The sequence below is a fragment of the Enterobacter sp. UPMP2060 genome, assembly GCF_053709655.1.
Genome location: NZ_JBSKJQ010000004.1, coordinates 215,744 through 239,892, shown reverse-complemented (window position 1 = coordinate 239,892; position 24,149 = coordinate 215,744). Strand labels below are relative to the sequence as shown.

Below are 24,149 nucleotides of genomic sequence, written 5' to 3'. Positions count from 1 at the left end.
TTTATTCGCAATATATAAAACTACTAAGGAAGTATGTAGCCCGAATAACGGGTAAACACAGGAATAGATCGATGAATATGACAAGACTGAAGATTTCGAAAACTCTGCTGGCTGTAACCCTGGGTAGCGTTCTGGTGAGCGGTTCCGCTCTGGCGGAAAGCAGCACAATGGATAAAGCCCAGTCCACGGCCGATACCGCAGGGCAAAAAATCGATAGCTCTATGAATAAAGTCGGCAACTTCATGGACGACAGCTCAATCACAGCAAAAGTGAAAGCCGCACTGGTGGATGATGAAGCCATCAAAAGTACCGATATTTCCGTTAAGACCGACAAGAAAGTGGTCACGCTGAGCGGCTTCGTGGAAAGCCAGGCTCAGGCCGAACAGGCGGTGAAAGTCGCGAAAGGCGTTGAAGGCGTTGCGTCCGTCAGCGATAAGCTGCACGTACGTGACGGTAAAAACGCGTCGGTGAAAGGTTATGCCGGTGATGCAGCCACCACCAGCGAAATCAAAGCTAAACTTTTAGCAGATGACATCGTGCCGTCCCGCAAGGTGAAAGTGGAAACCACCGATGGTGTGGTTCAGCTCTCCGGTACGGTAGATTCGCAGGCGCAAAGTGAACGCGCCGAGTCCATCGCGAAAGCGATTGACGGTGTGAAAAGCGTTAAAAACGATCTGAAAACGAAGTAAATCTGGACCATTCGCCCGTCTGGTTAAAACCTGCGGGCGAAATAAGAACTACTCTGGAAAAACGCCGGTGAGTGACCTGAGCGCTCACGTTTAGCGGCCGACATTAACTATGGTAAAGGAGAAGCTTATGTTTCGTTGGGGCATTATATTTCTGGTTATCGCGTTAATTGCCGCCGCATTGGGCTTTGGTGGACTGGCAGGTACAGCGGCATGGGCAGCTAAAATTGTCTTCGTTGTGGGTATTATTCTGTTCCTGGTCAGCCTGTTTACGGGTCGTAGACGTCCGTAGCAAACGCAATATTCCTTCAACAAAAAAAAGCCAGTCACTGTGACTGGCTTTTTCTTATTTGCGTAACAGGTCGGGTGCGTTACTGTGGTGTTATAAAATAATCAAAACAGGAAAGCAGAGGTGGGGCAACGAATTCCCGTTACGCTCGGCAATATTGCGCCGCTGACGTTAAAGCCGTTTCGCGCAGGACAACTCGCACTGGTTTGCGAGGGGGGAGGGCAGCGCGGCATTTTCACCGCCGGCGTGCTGGATGAATTTATGCGCGCGCAGTTCAACCCGTTTGACCTTTACTTCGGCACCTCTGCCGGGGCGCAGAACCTCTCTGCCTATGTCTGTAACCAGCCTGGATATGCGCGAAAGGTCATCATGCGCTACACAACGGCGAAAGAATTTTTTAATCCGGTGCGCTTTGTGCGCGGCGGCAACCTGATCGATCTTGACTGGCTGCTGGAGTCGACCTCCAGCCAGATGCCTCTGGCCATGGATACCGCTGCCCGTCTGTTTGATAGCGGCAAAGAGTTCTGGATGTGCGCCAGCCGGGGCGATGACTATTCGCCGGGCTATTTTTCTCCTCAGAAGGAGAACTGGCTGGACATCATCCGCGCCTCCAGCGCGATCCCCGGCTTTTATCGTACCGGTGCCCTGCTGGACGGTATTAGCTATCTGGACGGGGGGATCAGTGACGCGGTGCCGGTGCAGGAAGCCGCCCGGCGCGGGGCGAAAACCATTGTGGTGATCCGTACCGTACCGTCGCAAATGTATTACACGCCGCAGTGGTTCAAACGGATGGAGCGCTGGTTGGGCGACAGCAGCCTGCAGCCGCTGGTGAACATCGCGAAGCAGCATGAAACCACCTACGGCGCGATGCAGCGCTTCATTGAAAAACCGCCGGGCAAGCTGCGTATTTTTGAAATCTATCCGCCTAAGCCGCTGCTGAGCATGGCCCTGGGCAGCCGCGTCCCTGCGCTGCGCATGGATTACAAAACGGGGCGGCTGTGCGGACGTTACTTCCTGGCGACGGTGGGGAAAATGCTGGCGGAGCAACCGCCGCTTCATCGCCATAAACGCATTATTTTGCCGCCTGCGATTGTCGCCAACGACGCCCTGACGACGCCGCTGGTGGATATACCGCAGGCGAATGACGCTTTACTGGATAACGAGGATCTGGCGTGACGCACCGCTTTGTCGATACCCACTGCCACTTTGATTTTCCGCCGTTTACGGGGGATGAAGCGCAAAGCATAGCGAAAGCGGCCGAAGCAGGCGTTCAGGCTATCATTGTGCCGGCAGTTGAAGCGGCCTATTTTTCCCGGGTGCTGGATCTTTCCACACAGCACCCTGCGCTCTATGCCGCGCTCGGCCTGCATCCGATTGTGATTGAGCGGCATCTTGATGAGCACATTGAGAGGCTTGATGAGGTCGTGCAGACCGCAGGAAACAAACTTGTCGCCATCGGTGAGATCGGCCTCGATCTTTATCGTGAGGATCCGCAGTTTGAGCGCCAGCAGACGATCCTCGACGCGCAGCTCAGGCTGGCGAAGCGCCACGATCTGCCGGTGATCCTCCACTCAAGACGCACGCACGATAAGCTGGCGATGCACCTGAAACGCATCGATCTGCCGCGAAAAGGGGTCGTGCACGGTTTCTCCGGCAGCCTGCAGCAGGCGCAGCGTTTTATTGAACTGGGCTATAAAATTGGCGTCGGTGGCACCATCACCTATCCGCGCGCCAGTAAAACCCGGGACGTGATGGCACAGCTGCCGCTGTCGGCGCTCCTGCTGGAAACCGACGCGCCGGATATGCCGCTGAATGGTTTTCAGGGCCAGCCGAATCGCCCGGAACAGGCGGCGCGCGTGTTTACCACCCTATGTGAACTGCGAAAAGAGCCTGAAGAGGTGATTGCCGATGCGCTGCTGGAAAATACCCGTTCGGTATTTGGCATCACGCTATAGGTAAAGTGCCGGGCGGAGCACCGTTATCTTCTGTTTTTCCAGCGCCAGCGCCAGCGGCTCAACGTCCTCTGGCGTGGCGCTGCGCCATGAGGCCGCCTCACCGTAAACGCCCTGCGCATGAAATGCGTTGATGCGTACCGGAACATTTCCAAGCCCGTGGATAAAGGTCGTTAGCGGTTTGAGGTGTTCCAGGTAATCACACTGCTCCGGAATAACCAGCAGGCGGAGTTCCGTCAAAAGGTGATGATCTGCCAGCCAGCGGATGCTCTGTTTAATCAGCGGGTTTTCGCGCCCGGTCAGGAAGCGGTGATGCTCGTTCCCCCACGCCTTCAGATCCAGCATCGCGCCATCCAGTACCGGCAGCAGCTTTTGCCAGCCGGTTTCGCCTAACAGACCGTTGCTGTCTACCAGGCAGGTGAGGTGGCGCAGGGCGGGATCGGCTTTGATCGCGGTAAACAGGGCAATCAAAAACGGCAATTGCGTTGTGGCTTCGCCGCCGCTGACGGTGATCCCTTCGATAAACGGTGCGGATTTGCGGACCTGAGTGAGGATCTCTTCCACGCTGAAGCGGTGCGCCATAGGCGTTGCCTGCTGCTGGCACAGATGCAGGCAGGTGTCGCACTGCTGGCAGTCACTCTCCTGCCACCAGACGCGTCCGGCCTGAATCGTCAGCGCGTCGTGCGGGCAGTGGGGCACACAGTCCCCGCAGTCGTTGCAGCGGCCGATCGTCCACGGGTTGTGGCAGGTTTTACAGCGCAGGTTGCAGCCCTGCAGGAACAGCGCCAGGCGGCTGCCCGGCCCGTCCACGCAGGAAAAAGGAATGACCTGACTTAACTAAAGCGCATCTGCTGTTCATGGCTTATCACGCGCGGCTGACGTTCCAGAATACGGGTATTGCGTGCGGCCTCTTCCCCCAGCCACGTGGTATTGGTGCGCGATCCGGCTTCCCGGTATTTCTCCAGATCCGACAAGCGAACCATGTAGCCTGTCACGCGGACCAGATCGTTACCCGCTACGTTGGCGGTAAATTCACGCATTCCCGCCCTGAATGCGCCCAGGCAAAGCTGAACCACCGCCTGCGGGTTGCGTTTGACCGTCTCCTCCAGGGTGAGAATATCGCTGATTCCGGAGTGATAGTGTTTGTGATGCGGCGCAACGGCCAGCAGATGGCTGATGGGATCCGGCTCGTCGCCGTAAGGCAGGCGCGCGCCCGGCGTGGTGCCCGAATCGGAACTGATCCCCGACTGCGCGTGAAGCATCGCGCGAAGCTTCCAGCCGTGCTTCACCGGCGTGCTTTCAACGAACGCTGCAAGCTGTTCGCTGATGCGATAGCCCAGCGCGTTGGCCTGTTCATCCTTTCCGTAGCGTCCCGCTATTCCTGCTTTCTCACAGAGCGCGTTTACCGCTTCCGCCAGGCCGTACATGCCAAACATGGGTACAAACCGTTCCGCATCAATCAGCCCCTCTTTTACCAGGAAGCTATTCTCAAAGAAGCCAGATTGCCCGTACAGAAAATCGCAGCGCGCATCGATGATGGCAATTTGCTGCTGGCAGTAGTGAGGGAGCGTGCGGGTGAAGAAGTCGTCAATGGATGCGCTGCGTTCAGCAATGGCTTTGAGGTTAAGGCGCACCAGGGTGCTACCGCCGCCTGCAAGCGGCAGGGAGTTGTAACAGCTCACCACGCCGTAACGGCCTTTTGTGAAAATTTTATCATTCATCGGGCCATTAGAAATATGCGGTTTGCTGCATTCACAAATGTTTTTCGCCACCTCAAGCAGCAAATCATGTGGGGTGATATCGGGATCGTAGATAAAGGTCAGGTTCGGCGCGACCTGCTTCAGCTCTGCATCGGCACGCAGAATGGCGCGCGTGACGGGCGTATCTTCAGGCCCGATGTTTGCGTGCATAAACGCATCCGGCAGCGTACGGTCGAGATAGCGCCAGAAACGTTTTATTCGGCTATCGATCTCTTCTTGTGTTAGAATTCTAACATATGGAGTCAATATCGCATCAAGCTGACCGAGATAGACCGGCATCGATGTGACGGACGGAACATGATGGTAGAGGATGGTTAACAGCGAGAGGGCGTCGTCGAGATCTTTCGCGCCTTCCAGCTCCAGCCACGCTGAACCGTTAGCCAGAAATTTTGCGTAATCCGGCAGAACGTAACGGGGTTTGTAAGGCGAATGGCCTTCGAACATGTCGCAGATAAACCCTTCGTCCAGTGCGGCTCGTGCGGCCTCAGGAAGTGCCAGGTAAGGCAGGTTGTTTTCCGCTTCCAGCGCCAGAAAATGACGTTTTTGTTCCGGGGTTAACACCGGGCTTGTGACAATGTGCTGGCAACGTTGTTGCAGGGCGTCGGGGCTGGAGTGGGGCATAGTCGCTTCCTTGAGTGTTCTGCGGATGATGAACGGATTGTAGGAAGCCAGCCTGTCGGGGCTTTTGATCCGACAGGGGGTATCGCTGCTTTAGTCGGCAATTTACGCGCTAAAGTTTGAAGAGGATCTCATTACAGTAATGCAAATTTGTATGCAGTTTTCATTAACTGTGATGAATGTCGAAGTGTGGATGCGGGTGAATGTTAGAATACTCACAGACCCGCAAGGTAAAATTTATACGGCACTGCCGTTGGAGAATGTTATGACCGATTTAACTGCAAGCAGCCTGCGCGCGTTGAAACTGATGGACCTGACCACCCTGAACGATGACGACACCAATGAAAAAGTCATCGCCCTGTGCCATCAGGCGAAAACGCCGGTGGGTAACACCGCAGCCATCTGTATCTACCCGCGCTTTATCCCGATTGCCCGTAAGACGCTGAAAGAGCAGGGTACGCCGGACGTGCGCATTGCAACCGTAACTAACTTCCCGCATGGCAACGACGATATCGAGATCGCGCTGGCAGAAACCCGCGCGGCGATTGCTTACGGCGCAGACGAAGTTGACGTTGTGTTCCCGTACCGCGCGCTGATCGCCGGCAACGAGCAGGTCGGTTTTGACCTGGTGAAAGCCTGTAAAGACGCGTGCGCGGCGGCAAATGTGCTGCTGAAAGTGATCATCGAAACCGGCGAGCTGAAAGAAGAGGCGCTGATTCGTAAGGCATCTGAAATCTCCATCAAAGCCGGTGCGGATTTCATTAAAACCTCTACCGGTAAAGTGCCGGTGAATGCGACCCCGGAAAGCGCGCGCATCATGATGGAAGTGATCCGCGACATGGGCGTATCCAAAACCGTTGGTTTCAAACCTGCGGGCGGCGTGCGTACCGCTGAAGACGCGCAGCAGTTCCTGGCGATTGCCGACGAACTGTTTGGCGCCGACTGGGCCGATTCCCGTCACTACCGCTTCGGTGCGTCCAGCCTGCTGGCCAGCCTGCTGAAAGCGCTGGGTCACGGCGACGGTAAGAGCGCAAGCAGCTACTGATTGCCAGACAATGCCGGATGATGCTTCGCTCATCCGGCCGACAGGATCGTAGGGCGGGTAAGCGTAGCGCCACCCGCCACAACTCCCCCGATTCCGCATGGAGGTTACCGTGTTTCTCGCACAAGAAATTATTCGTAAAAAACGTGATGGTCATGCATTAAGCGATGAAGAGATCCGTTTCTTCATCAACGGCATTCGTGATAACACCGTCTCAGAAGGGCAGATTGCGGCTCTGGCGATGACCATTTTCTTCCACGATATGTCGATGCCTGAGCGCGTGTCGCTGACCATGGCGATGCGAGATTCAGGAACCGTTCTGGACTGGAAAAGCCTCAACCTTAACGGCCCGATTGTGGATAAGCACTCCACCGGCGGCGTGGGTGACGTGACGTCTCTGATGCTCGGCCCAATGGTGGCAGCCTGCGGCGGTTACATCCCGATGATCTCCGGGCGCGGCCTGGGCCACACCGGCGGTACGCTCGACAAACTGGAAGCCATTCCGGGCTTCGATATCTTCCCGGATGACAATCGCTTCCGCGACATTATTAAAGACGTTGGTGTGGCGATTATCGGCCAGACCAGCTCTCTTGCTCCTGCAGACAAGCGTTTCTACGCCACCCGCGACATCACCGCGACCGTTGACTCCATCCCGCTGATCACCGCCTCAATCCTGGCGAAAAAACTGGCAGAAGGGCTGGACGCGCTGGTGATGGACGTGAAGGTGGGCAGCGGCGCCTTTATGCCGACCTATGAACTTTCTGCTGCGCTCGCGGAAGCGATCGTTGGCGTATCCAACGGCGCGGGCGTGCGCACCACCGCGCTGCTCACCGACATGAACCAGGTGCTGGCGTCCAGCGCCGGTAACGCCGTCGAAGTGCGTGAAGCGGTGCAGTTCCTGACTGGTGAATACCGCAACCCGCGTCTGTTCGACGTCACCATGGCGCTGTGCGTTGAGATGTTAATCTCCGGCAAGCTGGCCAAAGACGACGCAGAAGCCCGCGCGAAGCTGCAGGCGGTGCTGGATAACGGCAAAGCGGCGGATATTTTCGGCCGCATGGTTGCAGCCCAGAAAGGCCCGACCGATTTCGTCGAAAACTACGCGAAATACCTGCCAACCGCGACGCTTAGCAAAGCGGTGTATGCCGATAGCGAAGGGTATGTCTCTGCAATGGACACCCGTGCGCTGGGTATGGCGGTGGTCTCGATGGGCGGCGGCCGTCGTCAGGCGTCAGACACCATTGATTACAGCGTCGGCTTTACCGATATGGCCCGCCTGGGCGACAGCGTTGACGGTCAACGTCCGCTGGCGGTGATCCACGCGAAAGACGAAGCCAGCTGGCAGGAAGCGGCTAAAGCGGTGAAAGCGGCAATTACGCTTGACGATAAAGCGCCGGAAACCACACCGACTGTCTATCGCCGTATCACCGAATAGCGGTATACTGATCTGATCGATAATTTTTGAAGCACTACGTACGGAGAACAATTATGAAACGTGCATTTATTATGGTGCTGGACTCATTCGGCATCGGCGCAACCGAAGATGCAGAACGTTTTGGTGACGTGGGTTCCGATACCATGGGTCACATCGCGGAAGCCTGTGCGAAAGGCGAAGCGGATAACGGTCGTAAAGGCCCTCTGACTCTACCTAACCTGACCCGCCTCGGTCTGGTGAAAGCGCATGAAGGTTCTACCGGTAAAATCGCAGCCGGTATGGACGGCAACGCGGAAGTCGTGGGCGCCTACGCCTGGGCTCACGAGCTCTCCTCCGGTAAGGACACCCCGTCTGGCCACTGGGAAATTGCCGGTGTGCCTGTGCTGTTCGACTGGGGTTACTTCTCCGATCACGAGAACAGCTTCCCGCAGGAGCTGCTCGATAAGCTGGTGAAGCGCGCCAACCTGCCGGGCTACCTCGGTAACTGCCACTCTTCCGGTACCGTGATTCTGGATCAGCTCGGCGAAGAGCACATGAAAACCGGCAAGCCGATTTTCTACACCTCTGCTGACTCCGTGTTCCAGATTGCCTGCCACGAAGAGACCTACGGTCTGGATAAACTCTACGAGCTGTGCGAAATCGCCCGTGAAGAGCTGACCGAAGGCGGCTACAACATTGGCCGCGTGATCGCGCGTCCGTTTATCGGCGACAAAGCGGGTAACTTCCAGCGTACCGGTAACCGTCATGACCTGGCCGTTGAGCCACCGGCACCGACCGTACTGCAGAAGCTGGTTGAAGAGAAAGACGGCCACGTGGTTTCCGTGGGTAAAATCGCGGATATCTACGCCAACTGCGGCATCACCAAAAAAGTGAAAGCCACCGGTCTGGACGCGCTGTTTGATGCCACCATCAAAGAGATGAAAGAAGCGGGCGACAAGACTATCGTCTTCACCAACTTCGTGGACTTCGACTCCTCCTGGGGCCACCGTCGCGACGTCGCAGGCTATGCGGCCGGTCTTGAGCTGTTCGACCGTCGTCTGCCGGAGCTGATGGAGCTGGTGGGTGAAGATGACATTCTGATCCTGACCGCGGACCACGGCTGTGACCCAACCTGGACCGGTACCGACCACACCCGTGAGCACATTCCGGTGCTGGTGTACGGCCCGAAAGTGAAGCCGGGCTCGCTCGGTCACCGTGAAACCTTCGCGGACATCGGCCAGACCCTGGCGAAATACTTTGGTACGTCTGACATGGAATATGGCAAGGCCATGTTCTGAACGGATTGGGTGCGGCCTGATGCCCTCACCCCGACCCTCTCCCACAGGGAGAGGGAGAACAGAATGTAGGCCGGGTCAGGCGTAGCCGCCACCCGGCAAAAACAACAATGTAAAAGGAACTGAAGATGGCAACTCCTCACATTAACGCAGAAATGGGTGATTTCGCTGACGTCGTATTGATGCCGGGCGACCCGCTGCGCGCGAAGCACATTGCAGAAACTTTCCTGGAAGACGTGCGTGAAGTGAACAACGTTCGCGGCATGCTGGGCTTCACCGGTACCTATAAAGGCCGCAAAATCTCCGTTATGGGCCACGGTATGGGTATCCCATCCTGCTCTATCTACACCAAAGAGCTGATCACCGACTTCGGCGTGAAGAAAATCATCCGCGTTGGCTCATGCGGCGCGGTGCGCATGGACGTTAAGCTGCGCGACATCGTTATCGGTATGGGTGCCTGCACCGATTCCAAAGTTAACCGCATGCGTTTCAAAGACCATGACTTCGCGGCGATTGCTGACTTCGGCATGGTGCGTGACGCGGTTGACGCGGCAAAAGCGCTGGGCGTTGAAGCGCGCGTGGGTAACATCTTCTCTGCTGACCTGTTCTATGCCCCGGACGGCGGCGAGATGTTCGACGTGATGGAAAAATACGGCATTCTGGGCGTTGAAATGGAAGCGGCGGGTATCTACGGCGTCGCGGCTGAGTTTGGTGCGAAAGCGCTGACCATCTGCACCGTGTCTGACCACATCCGTACCCACGAGCAAACCACTGCTGCCGAGCGCCAGACCACCTTTAACGACATGATCAAAATCGCGCTGGAATCCGTTCTGCTGGGCGATAAAGAGTAATTCTGTCTCTTCCCTCCCTCTCCCACAGGGAGAGGGCCGGGGTGAGGGCACCAGACCGCACCTAGCGCACGGCCTGTGCAATCCACGCCGACAGCTCCCGCAGCTCTTTTTCCTGCTCCGGGAAATCTCCGATCAACGCGTCGCATTCCTGCTGCAGCATATCCGCCCTGTACAAACAGCCCTGCAAACGTGCCGCCAGTGCCTCTAATGGTGCCGGGTTCAGGCTATCGGTAAACACCTGCGTGCGGGTGATATGGCCTTTCTCCACGTCAAAATGCAGCTCCACGCCGCCCCAGGTAAAACGCTCATCAAGCAGATGGGAAAACGCAGGAGCCTGACCGAAGTTCCATTCCCAGCTGCTCTGGCGGGCGAAGGTTTCGGCGAAGTTGGGCAGGTCCGGGGTTTTGTCAGGGGAGATGACTTCTGCTTCCACGCGCTCGCCGTAATGTTCAAAGAACGCGTCACGGATCGCATCGCAAATCTGCTCGTGCGTAATTCCCGGCAGCAGTTCCACCAGATTTGCCACGCGGCCGCGCACGGAGGTAATTCCTTTGGCCTGGAGCTTTTTCTTATCTGGATTCAGGTAGTTCGCCAGACGGCTCAGATCTGCGTTCAGCAACAGGGTGCCGTGGTGGAACCCGCGATCCATCGTTTCGCGGTAGGCGGAGCCGGAGACCTTCCGGTCGCCCTCGGGGGTTTTCACCACCAGATCGTTACGCCCGGACGCTTCCGCCGTTACGCCGAGTGAATTGAGCGCGTTGAGGACGATGGACGTTGAGATGGTTTTGTCGTATTCCGGTTTGCCCGCCATAAAGGTAAAGCAGGTATTGCCCAGATCGTGAAACACCGCGCCGCCGCCGCTGCTGCGACGTGCGAGACGGACGTTGTCCTCTTCCATACGCCGCGTATTGCACTCTTTCCAAGGGTTTTGCGCGCGGCCGATGACCACCGTATCGGCGTTCCGCCAGAGAAACAGTACGCGCTGGGTGGCGGGCATCTGGCGGAAGATGCACTCTTCTACCGCGAGATTAAACCAGGGATCGTAAGAGTCAGAGATAAGCAGGCGTAACGTCGTCATGGCAAAGTTCCTTTTCCGAATCGTTCGCCTACTTTATCACTAATCTTTCTTCTCGCTCTCTTCGTCTTCGGGGACGGAGTTGCTGGCGGTCAGCAGGAACGGGGATTGCTGCCAGCGCGAGCGCTTGCCGCGAAGCAGGGTGCGCGCCAGCACAACGCCGATGGCGAGTGAAAGCAGCAGCATCAGGCGCAGAATATTGGTGGTATTATCGACCTGTTTGGCTTCAGTAGGCAGGGTGTGGGTATCGAGGGTCAGGCGCAGATAGCCCAGCGGGCCATTCTTCCCCTGAATAGGTTCGACAATCTGCTGGTTAAAGTAGCCCCCGGCTTTTTTCCCGTCCAGCGCCAGCCTGTCGCGCACGTCGACGTGTTCGCCCGCGCGGGCAATCAGGTTGCCTTGCTCATCATAGACGCCGGCATCAAGAATGCGGCTATTCTCCGTGAGCAGGCGTAAAACCTGGCCTATCCGCTTCTCGTCCGGCGTTTCAGTACGCATTGACGGCGCGACGTTGAGCGTCACCTGGCGCGCCAGCGTGCGGGCCAGCTCTTCAAACTGCGGGTTGCGTTGCCGTTGATGGTTCTGGCTAAACCACGATGCCCCTTGCATCAGCACCACTAATAGTGCGAGACAGGAAAGGACAATCACGGCGCGATGGAGCCGGAATTTCAGTTTTGCGCGAGCCATATTCCACCTGCTGAAAATTTACGGCTTAATGTTGCCAGAAGTGATGGTTACAGGGTAGCCTCATGCGTTATTTTCCCTCTGCAACCTTCCGGCGCGAACGAAATTACAGGAGCTTTAATGCCGAACATTACCTGGTGTGACCTGCCAACGGATGTCTCTTTATGGCCAGGATTGCCGCTCTCTTTAAGTGGCGATGAGGTGATGCCTCTGGATTACCACGCCGGTCGTAGCGGCTGGCTCCTCTACGGACGCGGTCTGGATAAGCAACGCCTGACCCAGTATCAAAGCAAGCTGGGTGCGGCAATGGTCATCGTCGCCGCCTGGTGCGTGGAAGACTACCAGGTTATTCGCCTGGCGGGTTCCCTTACGCAGCGCGCAACGCGTCTGGCGCACGACGCCGGGCTGGACGTCGCGCCGCTGGGCAAAATTCCGCATCTGAAAACCCCTGGCCTGCTGGTGATGGACATGGACTCTACCGCCATTCAGATCGAGTGTATTGACGAGATTGCGAAGCTGGCGGGCAGCGGCGAGCTGGTGGCGGAAGTCACCGAGCGTGCGATGCGCGGCGAGCTGGACTTCACCGCCAGCCTGCGCCAGCGCGTGGCGACCCTGAAAGGGGCCGATGCCAACATTCTGCGTCAGGTGCGCGACGTGCTGCCGCTGATGCCAGGGCTGACGCAGCTGGTGCTGAAGCTGCAGTCCCTCGGCTGGAAGGTGGCGATTGCTTCCGGTGGCTTCACCTTCTTCGCGGATTACCTGCGGGAAAAACTGCATCTGACCACCGTGGTGGCCAATGAGCTGGAGATCATGGACGGCAAGCTGACCGGCCAGGTGATCGGCGATATCGTTGATGCCCAGTACAAAGCCAATACGCTGACGCGTCTGGCGGAAAAATATGAAATTCCGGTTGTCCAGACCGTCGCCATCGGCGATGGCGCGAACGACCTGCCGATGATCAAAGCCGCCGGTCTGGGCATTGCCTACCATGCCAAGCCAAAAGTGAATGAAAAGACGGAAGTCACTATCCGTCACGCTGACCTGATGGGGGTGTTCTGCATTCTCTCCGGCAGCATTAATCAGAAATAACGAGGTAAACCGTGGCGAAAGCTCCAAAACGCGCATTTGTCTGTAATGAATGTGGTGCGGATTATCCGCGCTGGCAGGGGCAATGCAGCGCCTGTCATGCCTGGAACACCATCACCGAAGTGCGTGGTGTGGCGGCTTCGCCGAGCGTGGCGCGCAATGAGCGCCTGAGCGGCTATGCCGGTAACGCCGGCGTGGCGAAGGTGCAAAAACTTTCGGACATCAGCCTCGAAGAGCTGCCGCGCTTCTCCACCGGGTTCAAAGAGTTTGACCGCGTGCTCGGCGGCGGCGTGGTGCCGGGCAGCGCGATCCTGATCGGCGGTAACCCGGGCGCGGGTAAATCGACCCTGCTGCTGCAAACGCTCTGCAAGCTTGCCGAACAGATGAAAACCCTGTACGTCACGGGCGAAGAGTCTCTGCAGCAGGTGGCGATGCGCGCGCACCGTCTGGGCCTGCCGACCGGCAACCTGAACATGCTCTCCGAAACCAGCATCGAGCAGATCTGCATGATTGCCGAAGAAGAGCAGCCGAAGCTGATGGTGATCGACTCCATCCAGGTGATGCACATGGCGGACATTCAGTCCTCGCCGGGCAGCGTCGCGCAGGTGCGTGAAACCGCGGCTTACCTGACGCGCTTTGCCAAAACGCGCGGCGTGGCGATTGTGATGGTCGGCCACGTGACCAAAGACGGCTCGCTGGCCGGGCCGAAGGTGCTTGAACACTGTATCGACTGCTCCGTGATGCTCGACGGCGACGCGGATTCCCGTTTCCGTACCCTGCGCAGCCATAAAAACCGCTTTGGCGCGGTGAACGAACTGGGCGTGTTTGCCATGACCGAACAGGGGCTGCGCGAAGTCAGCAACCCGTCGGCCATCTTCCTGAGCCGCGGCGATGAGATCACCTCCGGCAGCTCGGTGATGGTGCTGTGGGAAGGGACGCGCCCGCTGCTTGTCGAAATTCAGGCGCTGGTGGACGTGTCGATGATGGGCAACCCGCGGCGCGTGGCGGTCGGTCTGGAACAGAACCGTCTGGCGATCCTGCTGGCGGTGCTGCACCGCCACGGCGGGCTGCAGATGGCGGATCAGGACGTCTTCGTTAACGTGGTCGGCGGCGTCAAAGTCACGGAGACCAGCGCAGACCTGGCGCTGCTGCTGGCGATGGTCTCCAGCCTGCGCGACAGACCGCTTCCGCAGGATCTGGTGGTCTTCGGCGAAGTGGGCCTCGCCGGGGAAATCCGTCCGGTACCCAGCGGCCAGGAGCGTATCTCCGAGGCGGCAAAACACGGTTTCCGCCGGGCGATCGTTCCCGCTGCCAACGTGCCGAAAAAGATCCCGGAAGGGATGCAGGTTTTCGGCGTGAAAAAACTCGCTGATGCGTTAAATGTCTTTGACGACTTATAATTACGTAAATTTGATTTTGCAGGAGGCACCGTAATTTATGTCATCATTTGACTACATCAAGACCGCAATCCGCCAGAAGGGCTGCACGCTGCAGCAGGTGGCGGACGCCAGCGGCATGACCAAAGGCTACCTGAGCCAGCTGCTGAACGCCAAAATCAAAAGTCCCAGCGCGCAGAAGCTCGAAGCGCTGCACCGCTTTCTGGGGCTGGAGTTCCCGCGTATGCAAAAGAACATCGGCGTGGTGTTCGGCAAGTTTTACCCTCTGCATACCGGACATATCTATCTGATCCAGCGCGCCTGTAGCCAGGTTGACGAGCTGCACATCATCATGGGCTACGACGAAACCCGTGACCGTCAGCTGTTTGAAGACAGCGCCATGTCGCAGCAGCCGACCGTGCCGGACCGCCTGCGCTGGCTGCTCCAGACATTTAAGTACCAGAAAAATATTCGTATTCATGCCTTTAACGAAGAGGGCATGGAGCCGTATCCGCACGGCTGGGACGTGTGGAGTAACGGCATCAAAGCGTTTATGGAAGAGAAGGGCATTGCGCCTAACTGGATCTACACCTCTGAAGAATCCGACGCGCCGCAGTTCCGCGAGCATCTGGGCATCGAGACGGTGCTGATCGACCCGAAACGCACCTTTATGAACATCAGCGGAGCGCAGATCCGCGAAAACCCGTTCCGCTACTGGGATTACATCCCGACTGAGGTGAAGCCGTTCTTCGTGCGTACCGTCGCGATCCTGGGCGGCGAGTCGAGCGGTAAATCAACGCTGGTCAACAAGCTGGCGAACATCTTCAATACCACCAGCGCGTGGGAGTACGGCCGCGATTATGTCTTCTCGCACCTTGGCGGCGACGAGATGGCGCTGCAATATTCCGATTACGACAAAATCGCGCTCGGTCATGCCCAGTACATTGATTTTGCGGTCAAATACGCCAACAAAGTGGCGTTTATCGATACCGATTTCGTGACCACACAGGCGTTCTGTAAAAAATACGAAGGGCGCGAGCACCCGTTCGTGCAGGCGCTGATTGACGAATACCGCTTTGACCTGGTGATCCTGCTGGAAAACAACACCCCATGGGTGGCCGACGGCATGCGCAGCCTCGGCAGCTCCGTGGACAGGAGAGAGTTTCAGACCATGCTGGTGGAGATGCTCAATGAGAACAACGTTGAGTTTGTCCATGTGGAGGAGTCTGACTATGACTCCCGTTTCCTGCGCTGCGTCGAGCTGGTGAAGGAGATGATGGGGGAGCAGGGATAAAAACTTACCCCTCACCCTAACCCTCTCCCACAGGGAGAGGGGACTTTAACCTCCCTCTCCCTGTGGGAGAGGGCCGGGGTGAGGGCATCAAGCCACTCAGAATTCAATCACCACTTTCCCACGCATATGTCCCTCCAGCACTTTACGGTGCGCCTCGGTAATGCTTTCCACGCTCAGCCCGTGCAGCGTTTCGCTGAGCGAACTTTCCACCACGCCGTTATCCACCAGCTTTGCCACCTCATTGAGGATCTCACCCTGACGCGCCATATCCGCGGTCTGGTACATGCTGCGGGTGTACATAAACTCCCAGTGCAGGGCGGCGGATTTGGACTTCAGCTTGTCCTGGTTCAGCGGACGTTCATTTTCAACGATGGAACAGATATGCCCCTGCGGCGCAATCAGTTCGCTGACCGCATCCCAGTGCCCGTCGGTGTCGTTGAGGATGAAAATGTAATCCACAAAGGTGAGTCCCTGTTTCGCCAGCTCGCCTTTCAGATCGCGGTAGTTGACGACAATATCAGCCCCGCGATCGCGGCACCACCGGGCGGAATCTTCTCGTGAAGCCGTTGCGACGATCTTCACCTTGCTGTTGTGCTTCGCAAAGGGGATCGCCAGCGATCCCACGCCGCCCGCGCCGCCGATGATCAGCAGCGTTTTGTCCGCCCCGGCATCCTGAATGTTCAGGCGTTCAAACAGACCTTCCCACGCGGTGAGCGCGGTCAACGGCAGTGCAGCGGCAGCCGCCCAGCCGAGGCTGGCAGGCTTGTGGCCGACTATGCGTGCATCAATCAGCTGGTGCGTGGTGTTGCTGCCCGGGCGGGTGATGTCGCCCGCGTACCACACCTCGTCACCTGGTTTAAATCCAGTTACGCCAGCCCCCACCGCTTTGACGATCCCGCTGGCATCCCAGCCGAGAATGCGCGGCTCGTTCAGCCCGTTTTTAGCGATGCCCGCGTGGACTTTGGTATCGACCGGGTTAACGGAGACGGCCTTCACCTCTACCAGCAGATCGTGCTCGCCGGGCTGCGGCATTGGCGGGGTGATTTCAATGAAGGTTGACGGATTTTCTGGGTTAACGGCAATAGCTTTAACAGACATGGTGTGCTCCTCAATGGCATGCGTTTTGTTGAGGCTAGTCTATAAAGTGGACAGTTGCGTGATAAGATGGACAATCAAGAACTCAGCGTTCGTACAGGGTGAACAATCATGTTTAAGCAGCTGCAGGATATGGCGCTGTTCGCGCTGGTGGCGGAGATGGGCAGCTTTACCGCGGCGGCGCAGAAGGCGGACCTGCCAAAATCCAGCGTTAGCCAGCGAATTAGCCAGCTGGAGCAGCAGGTGGGTATCCGCCTTCTGAACCGCACCACGCGCAGGATTAGCCTCACGTTTGCGGGCGAGCACTATCTGGTGCACTGTCGCGAAATGCTGGCGGCCAGCGAGCGGGCCGAGTACGCCATTCAGCGGCTGCGCGAAAACCCCAGCGGGCGGCTGCGGATCACCTGTCCGGCAGGAATTGGGGCGACGCTGCTGGCGCACATGAATGCCGAGTTTCAGCTTCGCTATCCTGACGTGTCGCTGGATGTGTCGATCTCTGATGACGTGGTGGATCTGGTCGAGGCCGGTTTTGACGTGGCGCTGCGCACCGGTAAGCCGCAGGACTCCTCCCTGATTGGCCGGATGATCGGGCACTGCCCGCGCTACATGCTGGCCTCACCGGACTATCTGGCGCGTCGGGATCCGCTGACGCATCCCCGTCAGCTGGTGGAGCACCGCTGCATTACGCACCGGGCGTGGTCGGAGTGGCTTCTGCGAAGCGCGAGCGAGGATTACCGCTACCTGCCGGATAACGCGCACATGACCGATAATCTGGTCTACGCCCGCGAATGTGCAATTTCCGGTGCGGGGATCACGCTGCTTCCCGCCTTCCTGGTAGAAGATAAAATTGAAAAAGGGGCGCTGGTTCAGGTACTGCCGGAGTGGAATGTTGAAGGTAACGATCTGTGGCTGGCCTACCCAAGCCGCAAGCTGAATTCGCCTGCGCTGATGAGCTATATCGACTTTGCGATGCAGTTTGACGAGGTGAAGCGGTATTACGTGGGTGGGTGATTTTGTGCGGCCTGATGCCCTCACCCTGGCCCTCTCCCACGGGGAGAGGGTACGAACATAAAAACGGCAACCGAAGTTGCCGTTTTGCTTTTATTTCGCAATACGCTTGTACTTAATACGCTTCGGCTCCAGCGCGTCGGCGCCCAGCGTGCGTTTCTTGTACTCTTCGTATTCGGTGAAGTTACCTTCGAAGAACTCCACTTTACCTTCGTCCTGATAGTCCAGGATGTGGGTCGCGATACGGTCCAGGAACCAGCGGTCGTGCGAGATAACCATCGCACAGCCCGGGAACTCCAGCAGGGCGTTTTCCAGCGCGCGCAGGGTTTCGATATCCAGGTCGTTTGTTGGTTCATCGAGCAGCAGAACGTTACCGCCCACCTGCAGCAGCTTCGCCAGGTGCAGACGACCGCGCTCACCGCCGGACAGCTCGCCCACGCGTTTGCCCTGGTCGGTGCCTTTGAAGTTAAAGCGGCCAACATAGGCGCGGCTTGGCATCTCGGTGTTGCCGATACGCATGATATCCAGACCGCCGGACACTTCTTCCCACACGGTTTTGCTGTTGTCCATCGCGTCACGGAACTGGTCAACGGAGGCCAGCTTCACGGTTTCACCCAGGGTGATAGAGCCGCTGTCAGGCTGTTCCTGACCGGACATCATGCGGAACAGGGTCGATTTACCCGCGCCGTTCGGACCGATGATCCCGACGATAGCGCCTTTCGGTACGGAGAAGGTCAGGTCGTCGATCAGCAGACGGTCGCCGTAGGACTTACGCAGGTTGGTCACTTCAACCACTTTATCCCCCAGACGAGCTCCAGGTGGAATAAACAGTTCGTTGGTTTCGTTACGTTTCTGGTATTCGGTGTTGTTCAGCTCTTCGAAGCGTGCCAGACGGGCTTTGCCCTTAGACTGACGGCCTTTCGCGCCCTGACGAACCCACTCCAGCTCTTTCTCGATAGACTTACGACGCGCCGCTTCCTGAGAAGCTTCCTGCGCCAGACGCTGATCTTTCTGCTCCAGCCAGGAAGAGTAGTTGCCTTCCCACGGAATGCCTTCACCGCGGTCCAGCTCCAGGATCCAGCCAGCGACGTTGTCGAGGAAGTAACGGTCGTGGGTAATCGCCACAACGGTGCCTTCGAAGTCGTGCAGGAAGCGTTCCAGCCACGCCACGGATTCTGCGTCCAGGTGGTTAGTCGGTTCGTCGAGCAGCAGCATGTCTGGTTTTTCCAGCAGCAGGCGGCACAGCGCCACGCGGCGGCGTTCACCCCCGGAGAGGTTCGCGATTTTCGCATCCCAGTCCGGCAGACGCAGGGCATCAGCCGCGCGCTCCAGCTGCACGTTCAGGTTGTGACCGTCGTGCGCCTGGATGATCTCTTCATACTTGCCCTGTTGCGCGGCCAGCTTGTCGAAGTCCGCATCCGGCTCAGCGTATTTGGCATACACTTCATCCAGACCTTTCAGCGCGTTAACCACTTCGGATACCGCTTCTTCAACGGATTCGCGAACGGTGTGTTCCGGGTTCAGCTGAGGTTCCTGCGGCAGGTAACCAATCTTGATGCCAGGCTGCGGACGGGCTTCACCTTCGATGTCTGTATCAATGCCGGCCATGATGCGCAGCAGGGTGGACTTACCGGCACCGTTGAGACCCAGAACACCGATTTTTGCGCCCGGGAAGAAGCTCAGCGAGATATTTTTAAGAATATGACGTTTCGGCGGGACAACTTTGCCGACACGATGCATGGTATAAACGAATTGAGCCACGTTGGACTTCGCCTCTTTTATCGTAATGAGAAGGAATTTCAGCCTCGAAGTGTAGCCTTTTTCACGTCCTAATCCCAGCCAGGAACGTCGGGAGTGTTAAAACGCGCAAGAAAGGTAAAAAAGTGTCCATGACGTGGCGCGTTGAAGGATGCCTGGTTAGCATAAGTTAATTAGACTTTGACGTGGCAAGACGCTGCAATTGACGAAAAAACAATGAGGAAGAGCTTGTGGAAAAAGCCAAACGGGTGGTCTGGCGTCTGCTGGCTGCCAGCGTATGCGTAATGGTGGTAAGCCAGGCGGTGCATGCCGATTCACTGGATGAACAACGTAACCGCTACGCCCAGATTAAACAGGCGTGGGACAACAAGCAGATGGATACCGTGCAGGCGCTGATGCCGACGCTAAAGGATTATCCGCTGTATCCGTATCTGGAGTATCGCCAGATAACCGACGATCTGATGAACCAGCCTACCGTCACCGTGAATAACTTCATTCAGGCGAACCCAACCCTGCCGCCAGCCCGAAATCTGCAGTCTCGCTTTGTGAATGAGCTGGCGCGTCGCGAAGACTGGCGCGGACTGCTGGCGTTTAGCCCTGAAAAGCCGAACGCCACCGAAGCGCAGTGTAACTATTACTACGCAAAATGGGCGACCGGCCAGCAGGAAGAGGCCTGGGCCGGAGCGAAAGAGCTCTGGCTGACCGGAAAAAACCAGCCGAACGCCTGTGATTCTCTGTTTAGCGCGTGGCGTGCTTCCGGCAAGCAGGATCCGCTCTCCTACCTTGAACGCATCCGTCTGGCGATGAAAGCCGGTAACACGCGTCTGGTGACCACGCTGGCGGGGCAGATGCCGTCCGATTACCAGACGATCTCCACGGCGGTTATCTCGCTGGCTAACGATCCAAACAGCGTCCTGACCTTTGCCCGCAGTACCGGCGCGACCGATTTTACCCGCCAGATGGCGGCGGTGGCCTTTGCCAGCGTGGCGCGTGACGATGTCGAAAACGCGCGGCTGATGATCCCGCAGCTGGTGCAGGCGCAGCAGCTCAATGAGGAGCAAACCCAGGAGCTGCGCGACATCGTGGCGTGGCGACTGATGGGCACCGATGTGACCGATGAACAGGCGCGCTGGCGTGACGATGCCATTATGCGTTCGAATTCTACGTCGCTGGTGGAACGCCGCGTGCGCATGGCGCTGGGCACGGGCGATCGCCGTGGGCTGAATACCTGGCTCGCGCGGTTGCCCATGGAGGCCAAAGAGAAAGACGAATGGCGCTACTGGCAGGCCGATCTGCTGATGGAGCGCGGTCGTGATGATGAGGCCAAAGAGATCCTCCATTCGCTGATGCAGCAGCGCGGGTTTTACCCAATGGCTGCCGCGCAGCGTCTGGGCGAGGAATACACCTTCCGTATAGATAAAGCGCCTGCCAACGCGAACCCGGCGCTGACGCAGGGGCCAGAAATGGCGCGCGTTCGCGAGCTGATGTACTGGAATATGGATAACACCGCGCGCAGCGAGTGGGCGAATCTGGTGACCAGCCGCACCACCGATGAGAAAGCCCAGCTTGCCCGCTATGCGTTTGATAATCACTGGTGGGATCTCAGCGTGCAGGCGACGATCGCCGGCAAGCTTTGGGATCATCTGGAAGAGCGTTTCCCGCTGGCGTACAAAGATCTGTTCGATCGCTACACCAGCGGCAAAGATATCCCGCAAAGCTACGCGATGGCGATTGCCCGTCAGGAGAGCGCGTGGAACCCGAAAGTCCGTTCCCCGGTGGGCGCCAGCGGCCTGATGCAGATTATGCCGGGCACGGCGACGCACACGGTGAAGATGTTTAATATTCCGGGCTACAGCAGTCCGTCGCAGCTTCTGGATCCGGATACCAACATCAACATCGGTACCAGCTATCTCCAGTACGTGTATCAGCAGTTCGGTAATAACCGCATCTTCTCTTCTGCGGCGTATAACGCGGGTCCTGGGCGCGTGCGGACCTGGCTCGGCAACAGCGCCGGACGCATCGACGCCGTGGCTTTTGTGGAGAGCATTCCGTTCTCGGAAACGCGCGGCTACGTGAAGAACGTGCTGGCCTATGACGCTTACTATCGCTACTTCATGGGGCAGAAAGATACCCTGATGAGCGATGCCGAGTGGCAGAGACGTTACTGATCGGCGTGGGTTGTGTTATGCTGTACTCGCTAAAGAGTACAAGAGGCAGCATAACATGACCCAGCATTCCCCGTATTCCTCGGCAATGGCCGAACAACGTCATCTGGAGTGGCTTCGTTTTGTGGAGCTGCTGCGTCAGTCTTACGAACAGGATCTGCATTTACCCCTTATGCAGCTGATGCTCACGCCGGACGAGCGTGAGGCGCTGGGCACCCGCGTGCGGATCATTGAAGAGTTGCTGCGCGGAGAGATGAGCCAGCGCGAGTTGAAAAATGAGCTCGGCGCGGGTATTGCAACGATCACCCGAGGCTCGAACAGCCTGAAGTCGGCCCCGGTTGAGCTGCGCCAGTGGCTGGAAGCGGTATTGCTGAAAGACGCCGGATGACGGCTTTGCCTTATCCGGCCAAAAAAACTTACCGATAAATCGCGTTATGGAACGGGCTTAAGGCCAGAATCACGGCCTGATGATAAACGCCTGAACGCGTCAGCGCACCTGCGGTAAAGACGCCAATCGCCCCTTCTTTACGGCCAATCTCATCGATTCCGGTGTACTGCGACATCACTGGCCCTAGCGCTTCACCCGCACGGACTTTTTCCAGAATGATCTCCGGCAGCGGCAGGGTGGCCGAACGCGCTTCACCGCGCTGCTCGCGGCTTTCGATGACCACCCAGCTAAAGGTTGCGCCTTCGTCGATACCTGCTTCAATCGCTACCCAAAAGTCAGCATCCGGTGCGGCAGTCTTTGCGTTTGCCACGCGATTTCGTGCGCCAGCGCGCGTTTCCTCGCTGCCAAACGGCTGTTCAGGAACGCCACTCTCGACGCCGATGGCCTCAATATGGCAGGATCCTGCGCCGAAGATCTCGTCAAATGCCCTTAGAATTGCCTGAATTTTGGCAGGATTAGTGGTAGCAGAGACAACATGGTGCATAATTAAGCTCGATTCAAAAAAAACTCATCGCAGTATAACGGAAAAAAAGCATGTTACAGGTATACCTTGTTCGCCACGGTGAAACGCAGTGGAACGCCGAGCGACGTATTCAAGGCCAGTCAGACAGTCCTCTCACCGAGAAGGGTGTGCAGCAAGCGTGGCAGGTGGCGGAACGCGCCAGAACGCTGGGCATTACCCACGTGATTACCAGCGATTTAGGTCGCACACAGCAGACGGCGCGCATCATCGCAGATGCCTGCGGCTGTGACGTCATGCTGGAGCCGCGCCTGCGCGAGCTGGATATGGGCGTGCTGGAGAAACGCCATATCGATACGCTGACGGAAGCGGAGGAGGGCTGGCGCCGCACGCTGGTGAACGGTACCGAAGATGGCCGTATTCCTGAAGGCGAGTCCATGCAGGAGCTTAGCGTACGCATGCATGCCGCCCTGGCGGAGTGCCTGAAGCTGCCGGCGGGAAGCCGTCCGCTGCTGGTGAGTCACGGGATTGCGTTGGGTTGCCTGGTAAGCACCATTCTGGGGTTACCGGCTTACGCTGAGCGCCGTTTGCGCCTGCGCAACTGCTCCATTTCCCGGATTGATTATCAGGAAAGCGCGTGGCTGGCGTCGGGCTGGGTAGTGGAGATGGCAGGGGACATTTCGCATCTTGATGCCCCTGCGCTTGACGAACTGCAGCGTTAACGACGTATCGGAATCAAGAATTCCATACGCAGATTAATTGGGCCTTCTTCCGGTTTGGCATCCTGCGCCGGGTAGTAGCGCTCAATGTCCTGACCTTTACGGCGATTCAGATTTAGCATCGGCATGCAGGTTCCGTAAACGGTCAGGATAAACTCCTGAACCCCCGTTCCCAGCCCTTCATAGGCGAACATCACGTATTCGCCGCCTTCCAGCACGACTGGCTTCGAACCCTGAATATACCCATTGGCCATCTCTGGCGTCAGCGCGGTGGTGTAGAACACCTCCTGCTCGTCGTCTTTTTCCTGGCTTGGGTGCGTTTCGTTGAGGCCATACAGGATTGGCGGGATCGTCGGTGCGTGGCTCAGGAAGTCGCGCCAGAACTGGACGCGCATCTGATGACGGAACTCTGAAATCTGCTCCAGTGAACAGGAGTAGCTTTGTGTCGTGCCGATCAGATGGGTTTCAGGCAACGTGACAATTTCGTATTTTGGCATCGCGAACTCGCCCAGACGCAGCGGCGGACGCATGCCAAACGAGCTCCAGTCAGGCGAGCGACGATAAAGCGCTGGCGTCAACGAGAACTGTTTTTTGAAGGCGCGGGTGAAGGTCTGCTGTGAATCGAAACGATATTGCAGGGCAATATCCAGAATAGGCCGCGCGGTCAGGCGCAATGCCACAGCAGATTTTGATAAACGACGTGCGCGAATATAGGCCCCGATAGCATGACCGGTGACATCCTTGAACATCCTTTGCAGATGCCACTTGGAATAGCCTGCTTTAGCCGCCACATTATCCAGTGACAAAGGCTGGTCGAGATGACCTTCCAGCCAGGTGAGCAGGTCGCGAATAATTCCAGCCTGATCCATATACTATCCTCATCCTTAAAACAGCAGGTGCCTGATAACAGGTTAGCGGATAATAGCATTTTTTGATGTTTTAGCATTCAGTGTTTTTTTTGCGCATTCATGCTTTTTAGAGCACATTACAGGCAGATATATTCTAATCCTGTGATCTTGCTACATTTTTGTCTAAAGTGTTGAATAATCGCTCAGTGTAATTTTAAAGAATGGT

23 protein-coding genes are annotated in these 24,149 nt (G+C 57.3%); 15 read left to right on the top strand and 8 right to left on the bottom strand.

The annotated features are described in order from the left end of the window. Positions 1 to 71: 71 nt before the first annotated feature. The 4 genes from osmY (at position 72) to ACWKXN_RS11880 (ending at position 2,930) form a co-directional block, all read left to right on the top strand. Positions 72 to 689 carry a molecular chaperone OsmY gene (osmY, locus tag ACWKXN_RS11895; protein WP_028015434.1) on the top strand — a complete coding sequence of 206 codons (618 nt, stop codon included), beginning with the start codon at positions 72 to 74 and terminating at the stop codon, positions 687 to 689. 127 nt (positions 690 to 816) lie between these two features. Then, positions 817 to 978: a DUF1328 domain-containing protein gene (locus ACWKXN_RS11890; protein ID WP_003856556.1), complete on the top strand. Its 162-nt coding sequence runs from the start codon at positions 817 to 819 to the stop codon at positions 976 to 978. Between the two features lie 120 nt (positions 979 to 1,098). After that, positions 1,099 to 2,151: a patatin-like phospholipase family protein gene (locus ACWKXN_RS11885; protein ID WP_023310316.1), complete on the top strand. Its 1,053-nt coding sequence runs from the start codon at positions 1,099 to 1,101 to the stop codon at positions 2,149 to 2,151. Next, complete coding sequence (locus ACWKXN_RS11880; RefSeq protein WP_033144575.1) at positions 2,148 to 2,930, top strand: TatD family hydrolase; 783 nt, start codon at positions 2,148 to 2,150, stop codon at positions 2,928 to 2,930. The genes ACWKXN_RS11885 and ACWKXN_RS11880 overlap by 4 nt, the downstream gene beginning before the upstream one ends. Here the strand turns inward: ACWKXN_RS11880 and ACWKXN_RS11875 are convergent. Continuing rightward, complete coding sequence (locus tag ACWKXN_RS11875; protein ID WP_454543819.1) at positions 2,925 to 3,737, bottom strand: YjjW family glycine radical enzyme activase; 813 nt, start codon at positions 3,735 to 3,737, stop codon at positions 2,925 to 2,927. The two genes, ACWKXN_RS11880 and ACWKXN_RS11875, sit on opposite strands and share 6 nt — an antisense overlap. A gap of 23 nt (positions 3,738 to 3,760) precedes the next feature. Beyond that, positions 3,761 to 5,308, bottom strand: a complete 1,548-nt coding sequence (locus tag ACWKXN_RS11870) for a YjjI family glycine radical enzyme (protein ID WP_454543818.1) — start codon at positions 5,306 to 5,308, stop codon at positions 3,761 to 3,763. A 262-nt stretch (positions 5,309 to 5,570) separates the two neighbouring features. Between ACWKXN_RS11870 and deoC the strand changes: the two genes are divergently transcribed. The 4 genes from deoC (at position 5,571) to deoD (ending at position 9,907) form a co-directional block, all read left to right on the top strand. After that, a complete protein-coding gene (gene deoC / locus ACWKXN_RS11865) occupies positions 5,571 to 6,350 on the top strand; it encodes a deoxyribose-phosphate aldolase (protein WP_023310320.1) in 780 nt (259 codons plus the stop codon). A 109-nt stretch (positions 6,351 to 6,459) separates the two neighbouring features. After that, a complete protein-coding gene (gene deoA / locus ACWKXN_RS11860; RefSeq protein WP_033144578.1) occupies positions 6,460 to 7,782 on the top strand; it encodes a thymidine phosphorylase in 1,323 nt (440 codons plus the stop codon). A 53-nt stretch (positions 7,783 to 7,835) separates the two neighbouring features. After that, positions 7,836 to 9,059, top strand: coding sequence for a phosphopentomutase (deoB, locus tag ACWKXN_RS11855; RefSeq protein WP_316379728.1), 1,224 nt, complete (start codon positions 7,836 to 7,838; stop codon positions 9,057 to 9,059). 125 nt (positions 9,060 to 9,184) lie between these two features. Next, positions 9,185 to 9,907 (top strand): purine-nucleoside phosphorylase, encoded by a 723-nt coding sequence (gene deoD, locus ACWKXN_RS11850; RefSeq protein ID WP_010427122.1) that lies wholly within the window; start codon positions 9,185 to 9,187, stop codon positions 9,905 to 9,907. A 61-nt stretch (positions 9,908 to 9,968) separates the two neighbouring features. Here deoD and lplA read toward each other — a convergent pair whose 3' ends face one another. Together lplA and ACWKXN_RS11840 are read right to left on the bottom strand one after the other, a co-directional pair. Next, complete coding sequence (gene lplA / locus ACWKXN_RS11845) at positions 9,969 to 10,985, bottom strand: lipoate--protein ligase LplA (RefSeq protein ID WP_033144580.1); 1,017 nt, start codon at positions 10,983 to 10,985, stop codon at positions 9,969 to 9,971. A 39-nt stretch (positions 10,986 to 11,024) separates the two neighbouring features. Further along, positions 11,025 to 11,669: a YtjB family periplasmic protein gene (locus ACWKXN_RS11840; RefSeq protein ID WP_033144581.1), complete on the bottom strand. Its 645-nt coding sequence runs from the start codon at positions 11,667 to 11,669 to the stop codon at positions 11,025 to 11,027. Positions 11,670 to 11,786: 117 nt separating this feature from the next. Between ACWKXN_RS11840 and serB the strand changes: the two genes are divergently transcribed. The 3 genes from serB to nadR are packed head-to-tail and all read left to right on the top strand — an operon-like array spanning position 11,787 to position 15,422. Further along, positions 11,787 to 12,755 carry a phosphoserine phosphatase gene (serB, locus tag ACWKXN_RS11835; RefSeq protein WP_023310325.1) on the top strand — a complete coding sequence of 323 codons (969 nt, stop codon included), beginning with the start codon at positions 11,787 to 11,789 and terminating at the stop codon, positions 12,753 to 12,755. A gap of 11 nt (positions 12,756 to 12,766) precedes the next feature. Further along, positions 12,767 to 14,152 (top strand): DNA repair protein RadA, encoded by a 1,386-nt coding sequence (gene radA, locus ACWKXN_RS11830; RefSeq protein ID WP_014068810.1) that lies wholly within the window; start codon positions 12,767 to 12,769, stop codon positions 14,150 to 14,152. A 37-nt stretch (positions 14,153 to 14,189) separates the two neighbouring features. Next, complete coding sequence (nadR, locus tag ACWKXN_RS11825) at positions 14,190 to 15,422, top strand: multifunctional transcriptional regulator/nicotinamide-nucleotide adenylyltransferase/ribosylnicotinamide kinase NadR (RefSeq protein WP_015572616.1); 1,233 nt, start codon at positions 14,190 to 14,192, stop codon at positions 15,420 to 15,422. Between the two features lie 96 nt (positions 15,423 to 15,518). Here the strand turns inward: nadR and ACWKXN_RS11820 are convergent, their stop codons facing one another. Continuing rightward, positions 15,519 to 16,520: a zinc-binding alcohol dehydrogenase family protein gene (locus ACWKXN_RS11820; RefSeq protein ID WP_454543817.1), complete on the bottom strand. Its 1,002-nt coding sequence runs from the start codon at positions 16,518 to 16,520 to the stop codon at positions 15,519 to 15,521. Between the two features lie 108 nt (positions 16,521 to 16,628). Between ACWKXN_RS11820 and ACWKXN_RS11815 the strand changes: the two genes are divergently transcribed. Further along, positions 16,629 to 17,528, top strand: a complete 900-nt coding sequence (locus ACWKXN_RS11815) for a LysR family transcriptional regulator (protein ID WP_454543816.1) — start codon at positions 16,629 to 16,631, stop codon at positions 17,526 to 17,528. 90 nt (positions 17,529 to 17,618) lie between these two features. On the opposite strand, the gene ettA is transcribed toward ACWKXN_RS11815, so the two are convergent. Then, positions 17,619 to 19,286 (bottom strand): energy-dependent translational throttle protein EttA, encoded by a 1,668-nt coding sequence (ettA, locus tag ACWKXN_RS11810; protein WP_006810191.1) that lies wholly within the window; start codon positions 19,284 to 19,286, stop codon positions 17,619 to 17,621. Positions 19,287 to 19,513: 227 nt separating this feature from the next. On the opposite strand from ettA, the gene sltY reads away from it, so the two are divergent. Together sltY and trpR are read left to right on the top strand one after the other, a co-directional pair. Continuing rightward, positions 19,514 to 21,451, top strand: a complete 1,938-nt coding sequence (gene sltY / locus ACWKXN_RS11805) for a murein transglycosylase (protein ID WP_454543815.1) — start codon at positions 19,514 to 19,516, stop codon at positions 21,449 to 21,451. Between the two features lie 55 nt (positions 21,452 to 21,506). Next, positions 21,507 to 21,836 carry a trp operon repressor gene (trpR, locus tag ACWKXN_RS11800; RefSeq protein ID WP_039260875.1) on the top strand — a complete coding sequence of 110 codons (330 nt, stop codon included), beginning with the start codon at positions 21,507 to 21,509 and terminating at the stop codon, positions 21,834 to 21,836. A gap of 28 nt (positions 21,837 to 21,864) precedes the next feature. Here the strand turns inward: trpR and yjjX are convergent, their stop codons facing one another. Next, a complete protein-coding gene (gene yjjX / locus ACWKXN_RS11795) occupies positions 21,865 to 22,380 on the bottom strand; it encodes an inosine/xanthosine triphosphatase (protein ID WP_048979038.1) in 516 nt (171 codons plus the stop codon). Between the two features lie 50 nt (positions 22,381 to 22,430). Here yjjX and gpmB point away from each other — a divergent pair, with 50 nt between their 5' ends. Further along, on the top strand, positions 22,431 to 23,078 hold the full coding sequence (gene gpmB / locus ACWKXN_RS11790) for a 2,3-diphosphoglycerate-dependent phosphoglycerate mutase GpmB (RefSeq protein WP_023310332.1): 648 nt from the start codon (positions 22,431 to 22,433) through the stop codon (positions 23,076 to 23,078). On the opposite strand, the gene robA is transcribed toward gpmB, so the two are convergent. Then, on the bottom strand, positions 23,075 to 23,944 hold the full coding sequence (gene robA, locus ACWKXN_RS11785; RefSeq protein ID WP_033144587.1) for an MDR efflux pump AcrAB transcriptional activator RobA: 870 nt from the start codon (positions 23,942 to 23,944) through the stop codon (positions 23,075 to 23,077). The genes gpmB and robA overlap by 4 nt on opposite strands. Between the last annotated feature and the right edge of the window lie 205 nt (positions 23,945 to 24,149).